Source organism: Nonomuraea lactucae, from assembly GCF_003313395.1.
GTDB classification, from domain to species: Bacteria; Actinomycetota; Actinomycetes; order Streptosporangiales; family Streptosporangiaceae; genus Nonomuraea; species Nonomuraea lactucae.
Genome location: NZ_QNFZ01000898.1, coordinates 1 through 7,316 on the forward strand (window position 1 = coordinate 1; position 7,316 = coordinate 7,316).

The window sequence follows — 7,316 nt, forward strand, 5'->3', positions numbered from 1 at the left end:
CGCGGGGCTGTCCGGTGCCAGACCGCCCGGCGCGAGGCTGTCCGGCGCGGGGCCCCCCGGCCGCGCGTCCTGCCGGGACGAGGCGGCCGGGTGCCTGGAGACCGCCGTCACCTGCTCCCCGGCCGAGGTGAGCGCCCGCACGAGCTCGCGTCCGACGTTCCCGGTTGCGCCCGTCACTACGATCATGATCCGTACTCCAGTACATGAGTGAGCTGACTAACTAACTCTGGGACCATAGCGGGACAGCCGGTCATGTGTCCATAGTCAGTCGGCCAACTGACTCACGAGAGGGCGGCTAGCGTTCGGTGTCCTTGTCGAGCACCGGCTTGACGTCCACGATCGGAGTGCCGTCCAGCGCCTCGAGGTCGCGCACCAGCATCCGCGTGCCCTCCACGGCGAGGATCCGCACGCGGTGCAGGCCCACCGGGTTGGGGCGGTCGGGCGAGCGCGTGCTGAACACGCCCTCCCGCGGCCTGGTCAGGTCGCCGCGGGGATGGACGGAGAGCGTGTCGCGGCGCGCGCGGTCGAGCCAGGTGAGCACGATGACGTCGTCTCCGGCCCCGAGATCGCGCAGGCCCTCGCGCACCCGCTCCTCGAACACCAGCCACGCCTCCGGCGAGCCCTCGTCGCCCTGCTTGGGCGCCTGGTCCCGGTCGATCAGAGGCGATTCGACCCAGCCGATCGGCTCCACCGTGAACGTCTCCACACCCATGATCCGCCCCACCTTCCGTCGGCGGGTCGCAGGGCCACGAGGCCGCTCACCCGCGAATGCCCTACAACTGGTTGGGGACCGCCCCGCCGTAACGCCTGTCGCGCTTGGCGTAGGTCTCGCACGCCTCCCACAGGTCCCTGCGGTCGAAGTCGGGCCAGAGCCGGTCGAGGAACACCATCTCGGCGTAGGCCGACTGCCACAGCAGGAAGTTGGAGAACCGCTGCTCCCCCGACGAGCGGACGAACAGGTCGACCGCAGGGATGTCCGGCTCGTCGAGGTAGCGGGCGAACACCTTCTCGTTGACCTTCGACGGCTTGACCCGCCCGGCCGCGATGTCGCCGGCCAGTTTGACCGCGGCCTCGACGATCTCGGCCTGGCCGCCGTAGTTGACGCAGAACTGCAGCGTCAGCGCGCGGTTGTGCTCCGTCATCGCCTCGGCCGTGCGCAGCTCGGCGATGACGCTCTTCCAGAGCCGCCCCGGCCGACCCGCCCAGCGCACCCGCACGCCCATGGCGTTCAGCTCGTCGCGGCGGCGGCGGATGACGTCGCGGTTGAAGCCCATGAGGAAGCGCACCTCGTCGGGCGAGCGCTTCCAGTTCTCGGTGGAGAAGGCGTAGGCGCTCAGGTAGGGGATGCCCAGCTCCAGCGCCCCCTCGATGACGTCGAACAGCGACGCCTCACCGGCCTTGTGCCCCTCGGTGCGCGGCAGCCCGCGCGCCTTGGCCCAGCGGCCGTTGCCGTCCATGACGATGGCCACGTGCCTGGGCACCAGCTCGCGCGGGATGGGCGGCGGGGTCGCCCCGGAGGGGTGCGGCGTGGGCGGTCGGACGTTCAAACTGGCTCCCTTTCTACGTGTCGAAGAGAGCGTATTCCGTGTTCGAGGTGCCATTGCAGGTAAGCGGCGACCAGGCCGCTGCATTCGCCGCGGTGGCGCGGCTCCGACGCGTCGGCGACCGCCCAGTCGCCGCGCAGCAGCGCCGTCATGAGCCCGATCGTCTCCACCGCCGGAACGGCCGCGCCCGCGGGCTTGCAGGCGCCGCACACCACGCCGCCCGCCACGATGGCGAACGCCCTGACGGCCGGGGCCTGGCACTTGGCGCACGCCTCCAGCGCGGGGGCGTAACCGGCGACGGCCAGCGAGCGCAGGAAATAGGCGTCGAGCACCAGCCTGGCCTCGTGCGCGCCGTCGGCCAGCGTGCGCAGCCCGCCCACCAGCAGCAGGAACTGCCGCAGCGCGGGCTCCTTCTCGCCGTGGGTGAGCCGGTCGGCGGTCTCCAGCATCGCGCTGCCCGCGGTGTAGCGCGGGTAGTCGGCCGCCAGCGCCTCCCCGTACGGCCTGATCGTCTCCGCCTGCGTGACCACGTCGAGCGTGCGGCCCGTGTGGAACTGCAGGTCGACGTGGGTGAACGGCTCCAGCCTGGCGCCGAAGCGCGAGGTGGTGCGGCGCACTCCCTTGGCCACGGCCCGCACCTTGCCCGTGCGCTTGGCCAGGACGGTGACGATGCGGTCGGCCTCGCCGAGCTTCTGCGTGCGCAGAACCACGCCTTCGTCACGGTAGAGACTCACTGGCCCATCCTATGGCCGGCCGGTCTTACCGTTACGGACCATTCGTCAGTGACGCGACTCTGCGCAACTCTCACTAGACTCAGACGCCTGTCCCGCATTGCCCGTTGTTAACCCCCCCGCAACCGCCTCGAAAGGGAGTCATGACCCGCGTGGTCCTGCTGGGCTCTTCGCCCGGCCCAGACACCGCTCCGACCGGTCTGAGGCTCGCCGTGTTGCCCGGCGCCCCGACCGTGGCCGAGCGGCTGCGCAGCCAGATCCTCTCCCTGGATCCGCGGCCCGCCACCGTCGAGTCCGGCGACGTGGCGGCCGCCCTGCGCCAGATCGCCGACGTGGCGGAAGCCGCGACGGACAGCCTGTTCATCATTCCCGCGAACTCGGTGATCCACGACGAGCTGATCTACCAGATCACCAAGTCCAAGCGCGGCGCGCTGGCGCTGATCGCCAAGGAGCCCCGCCCGGACACGTTCGAGGAGGCGCAGGAGGACATCGTCCCGATCGACGAGGCCGAGCCCGAGATCGGTGACCGCACCCTGGAGGGGCTGCCTCTCCGCGCCCGCGCCGGCAAGTCGCGGGTGGTCTCGGTGGGCACCGCCCACCACGCCGTGACCAGGCCCAACGCGGTGGTCCTCGGCCCGCTCCACGTGAGCGCGCGCAACGCGCCCACGCTGGCGGAGACCTGCCGCGAGCTGGCCGCCATGGCAGACGCGTTCGGCGCGGACGACGACCTGGTCCAGCTGATCGTCTTCGGCCTGGTGCGCAAGGGCGTGTCGGTCGGCATCCGCGGCCGTCGCGACCTCTTCTACCGCAGGGTCACCACCCAGGAGGAGGCCGGCGAGGCCGGGGCCGAGATGGCCGGCATGGACGAGGACCGGGCCAGGCTCGACAACGCGGTCAAGGGCGCCGACGGCTTCTTCACCACGTACTTCGTCTCGACCTACTCACGGTTCATCGCCCGCTGGGCGGCCAGGCGGGGGCTGACGCCCAACCAGGTGACGCTCATCTCGATCGCGCTGGGCGTGCTCGCCGCCGCCTGCTTCGCCACGGGTGAGCGCCCGTGGATGGTGGCGGGCGGGGCGCTGATCTACTTCGCGTTCGTGTTCGACTGTGTCGACGGGCAGGTCGCCCGCTACGCGCGCAGGTTCGGCGTGCTGGGCGCGTGGCTGGACGCCACGTTCGACCGGTTCAAGGAGTACGTGGTGTTCGCCGGCCTCGCGGTCGGCTGGGTGGTGTCGGGCAACGGCGACGACATCTGGATCCTGGCGCTCGCGGCGATCAGCCTGCAGTCGATCCGTCACCTGCTCGACTTCTCCTTCGGCATCTCCAACCGCCGCAGACCGCCGGCCCAGTTGCCGACGCTGCCGCTGGCCGCACCCGACGACCGCGACCTGCGCAAGGCGCTGGAGCGGCGCAAGGTGGAGCGCAGCCAGGGCATCCGCGGGCTGCTCAAGATGTGGTCCAGGGCCGGCCGCTACCGCGCGGTCCACTGGGCCCGCAAGATGATCGTCTTCCCCATCGGCGAGCGGTTCGCGGCCATCGCGATCACCGCCGCCCTGTTCGACGCCCGCATCACCTTCCTCACGCTGGTGACCTGGGGCACCGTCGCCGCCGCCTACACCCTCACCGGACGCCTCATGAGGTCGCTCGCATGATCACCTATCCGCAGGCCGCCGCCACCCCCACGCCGGACCCCGACGAGGAACGCCGCCGCATCCAGACCGCCCGCCTGCTCGCCTACCGCGACGACGGCCCCCTGGTCCACGCGCTGGCCGGCCGGCTCGGCAAGGGCCTGCCCCCGGTCCCGGCGACGCTCGGCGCCCTCGTCACGGTCATCGCGGTCACGGCCTCGGGCCTGCTGCGGCCGGGGCCGCTGCTGCTCGTCCCGGTGCTCATCGCCGTGCTGCTCATCCTGCCGACGGCGCCGCGCGACCACCTGGGCCGCTTCGACTGGCTCACGCCGCCGCTGCTGCGCGGCACCGAGTTCCTCACCGTCATCGTGGTGGGGCTGGCCGCCGAGGCGCCGAAGTGGCTGCTGTTCGTGCTGGTCTACGTGGTGGGCTACCACACCTACGACACGGTCTACCGCACGCGGCAGAGCATCTGGCCGCCCACCTGGGTGTTCCACGCTGGGCTCGGCTGGGAGCTGCGGCTGATCATCATCGGGGCCGGCGCTGCGCTCGGCTGGGAGACGTTCGTGCTCGCGGTGCTGACGGCGTACCTGTTCGTGCTCTTCGCGGTGGAGAGTGTGACGAGCTGGGTGCGCCTCGACAAGGCCTCGGCTCAGGCGGGCGCCGACGCCGAGCAGGACCTGGAGGCCAGCCCCGAGGACGCCCTCGAACAGGCCACCGGCGAGGCCGAGAAGGGCTGACCCGCGACTTCCGAGAGCGCCTGCCCCTGAGGGGGTGGGCGCTTTCTCGTTTACGGCAAGCACGGAAAGGCTTACGGCAAGCACGGAAAGGCGCCACCCGCCGACCAGGGCTGGGAGCCTCCGGCGCCCACCTATCCGAGAGCGCTCTCTCGGAGATGACCGACCTCACTCCGACTTAGCTCCAACGGTGATTGTTTATTGACACAACCAAAACCCTGTGCTTACCTCTCCATCAAGAGAGCGCTCTCTTTGCGCCCACGCATCCCCCCAGGAGCAGCGATGCATCTCCGTTTCCCCATGCCCCGTGCCCGCAGACGCCTGGCAGCGCTGGCCGTGGCGCTGGCCACGCTCGCGGGCCTCCTCGTGCACGCCGCCGTCACCGCCTCGGCCGCCGTGCCGCCCACCCCGTCCGGCTGGTCGCTGGTCTGGTCCGACGACTTCAACGGCACCGCCGGGTCGGCGCCGTCGTCGGCCAACTGGATCGTCGACACCGGCCACTCCTACCCCGGCGGCCCCGGCAACTGGGGCACCGGTGAGATCCAGAACTACACGGGCAACGCCTCCAACCTCTCCCTCGACGGCACGGGCAACCTGCGCATCACGCCGCAGCGCAGCGGCTCCGGCGAGTGGACGTCAGCGCGCATCGAGACCAGGCGGGCCGACTTCAAGCCCGCCGACGGGCGCGTCCTGCGCATCGAGGGCCGCATCCAGATGCCGAACGTGACCGGCCAGGCCGCCCTGGGCTACTGGCCGGCGTTCTGGGCGCTCGGCTCCCCGTACCGGGGGAACTACTGGAACTGGCCGGGCATCGGCGAGTTCGACATCATGGAGAACGTCAACGGCATCAACTCCGTCTGGGGCGTCCTCCACTGCGGCGTCAACCCCGGCGGGCCGTGCAACGAGACCAACGGCCTCGGCGCCAGCCGCGCCTGCCCCGGCGCCAGCTGCCAGTCGGCCTTCCACACCTACCGCTTCGAGTGGGACCGCAGCGTCACCCCCAACCAGCTGCGGTGGTACGTGGACGGGCAGCAGTTCCACAGCGTGAGCCAGTCGCAGTTCGACGCGGGCACGTGGAACAACATGACCGGTCACGCCGGCTACTTCCTGCTGCTGAACGTGGCCATGGGCGGGGCGTTCCCGAACGGCGTCGCCGGTTTCGGCACGCCGACCGCCGCCACGGTGCCCGGACGGCCGATGATGGTCGACTACGTGGCGGTTTGGCAGAGCGGCGGCGGCACCGACCCGTCGCCGACGCCGTCGCCGACCCCGCCCGGCGGGATCGACGCCCGCTCCACCATCCAGGCCGAGAGATACCAGGCCCAGTCGGGGACCATGGTGGAGAACACCACCGACACGGGCGGCGGGCAGAACGTCGGCGCCATCTCCAACGGTGACTGGCTCCGCTTCGACGGGGTGAACTTCGGCGGCCAGGCGGCCAGCCAGATCCAGGTGCGCGTGGCGTCCGGGGCGGCAGGCGGGGTGAGCGGGCTCGTGCAGGTGCGGCTCGACAGCCCCACCGCCCCGCCGATCGGCGACTTCGCCGTGGCGAACACGGGCGGGTGGCAGAGCTGGCGCACGGTTCCGGCGAACATCTCACCCGTGACCGGCACGCACACCGTCTACCTGACCTTCTCCAGCGGCCAGCCGGCCGACTACGTCAACGTCAACTGGCTCACCTTCGCCAACTGACGGGCCGGCCCATCACGGCATGACCGAGAGGGTTACGGCACGTCCCAGGGAGTCCGACGACCGCACCAGGCCGGGCTCCCTGGGGCCCCATCCACCGCCCCGGCCCGCCGGGGCACCGGCCGTTACGGCGAGGCCCAGTCTGCCGCGTCGCGCATCGGCGCGGCTAGGCGATATACAGGGCGCGTGGAACTGGACCAGCTGGATCGGCACATCATCGCGGCGCTCGTCGAGGACGCCCGCGCGACCTACGCTGAGATCGGGCACCAGGTCGGGCTGAGCGCGTCGGCCGTCAAGCGGCGGGTCGACCGATTGCGCGAGACAGGGGCGATCACGGGATTCAGCGCCAGGGTGGCGCCGCGGGCGCTGGGCTGGACCACCGAGGCGTACGTCGAGCTGTTCTGCCAGGGCAAGACCAAGCCGTCCGACATCGCGCTGGCTGTGGCCAAGTTCCCGGAAGTCGTGGCCGCGGCCACCGTCACGGGTGAGGCCGACGCGCTGCTGCACATCCGCGCAACAGACGTGCGTCACGTGGAGCGGGTGATCGAGCGGATCGCGGCCGAGTCGTTCGTGGTGCGGACGAAGAGCTCCATCGTGCTGTCTCGGCTCGTCGACCTGCCGCCGGGCGCGGCCCTTCCGGACGCGCGCACGGGGTCGCGCGCGCTGCCCTGACCGGCCTCTCGCGACGCGCCGCGGCCTGCCGGGCAGCCCTGTGGGAGGCGCACGGGGCGGATCGCGCGCGTCCGGCCGGGTACCCGCGCAACGAATCGTACGTCGCCCGCCGGGACACGCAACGGACCCGCGCGAAGACGCAATGCGATTCGCTTGGCCTGCATAAACATACATTTTTAGGCTGTTAGCGGTCCCCCTCCGTGTGACCCCAGACCCCCGAACGACGATGACGGAGCCACGCATGCCCAAGCACTTCCTGATGTGCCGCCCGGATCACTTCACGGTCGAGTACGCGATCAACCCGTGGATGGATCC

The 7,316-nt window shown here is 71.1% G+C and carries 8 protein-coding genes; 4 read left to right on the forward strand and 4 right to left on the reverse strand.

Annotated elements, in window-relative coordinates; genetic code table 11:
- The 4 genes from DQW85_RS31040 to recO form a co-directional block, all read right to left on the reverse strand.
- On the reverse strand, window positions 1–186 hold a 186-nt coding region (locus DQW85_RS31040), incomplete at its 3' end, for an NAD-dependent epimerase/dehydratase family protein (RefSeq protein ID WP_113703363.1).
- 109 nt (window positions 187–295) lie between these two features.
- Window positions 296–712 (reverse strand): tRNA (N6-threonylcarbamoyladenosine(37)-N6)-methyltransferase TrmO, encoded by a 417-nt coding sequence (gene tsaA, locus DQW85_RS31045; RefSeq protein ID WP_113703357.1) that lies wholly within the window; start codon window positions 710–712, stop codon window positions 296–298.
- Between the two features lie 61 nt (window positions 713–773).
- Window positions 774–1,547, reverse strand: a complete 774-nt coding sequence (locus DQW85_RS31050) for an isoprenyl transferase (RefSeq protein ID WP_113703358.1) — start codon at window positions 1,545–1,547, stop codon at window positions 774–776.
- The gene (gene recO, locus DQW85_RS31055; protein WP_113703359.1) at window positions 1,544–2,278 is read right to left on the reverse strand and encodes a DNA repair protein RecO; all 735 of its coding nucleotides are present in this window, start codon (window positions 2,276–2,278) and stop codon (window positions 1,544–1,546) included. The genes DQW85_RS31050 and recO overlap by 4 nt, the downstream gene beginning before the upstream one ends.
- A gap of 140 nt (window positions 2,279–2,418) precedes the next feature.
- Here recO and DQW85_RS47765 point away from each other — a divergent pair, with 140 nt between their 5' ends.
- The 4 genes from DQW85_RS47765 (at window position 2,419) to DQW85_RS31075 (ending at window position 7,001) form a co-directional block, all read left to right on the forward strand.
- On the forward strand, window positions 2,419–3,927 hold the full coding sequence (locus tag DQW85_RS47765; protein WP_113703360.1) for a CDP-alcohol phosphatidyltransferase family protein: 1,509 nt from the start codon (window positions 2,419–2,421) through the stop codon (window positions 3,925–3,927).
- A complete protein-coding gene (locus DQW85_RS47770; protein WP_113703361.1) occupies window positions 3,924–4,643 on the forward strand; it encodes a DUF5941 domain-containing protein in 720 nt (239 codons plus the stop codon). Before DQW85_RS47765 ends, DQW85_RS47770 begins: the two co-directional genes overlap by 4 nt.
- A 279-nt stretch (window positions 4,644–4,922) precedes the next feature.
- Window positions 4,923–6,332 carry a glycoside hydrolase family 16 protein gene (locus tag DQW85_RS31070; RefSeq protein WP_240197532.1) on the forward strand — a complete coding sequence of 470 codons (1,410 nt, stop codon included), beginning with the start codon at window positions 4,923–4,925 and terminating at the stop codon, window positions 6,330–6,332.
- A gap of 183 nt (window positions 6,333–6,515) precedes the next feature.
- A complete protein-coding gene (locus DQW85_RS31075) occupies window positions 6,516–7,001 on the forward strand; it encodes an Lrp/AsnC family transcriptional regulator (RefSeq protein WP_113703362.1) in 486 nt (161 codons plus the stop codon).
- Window positions 7,002–7,316 lie beyond the last annotated feature (315 nt).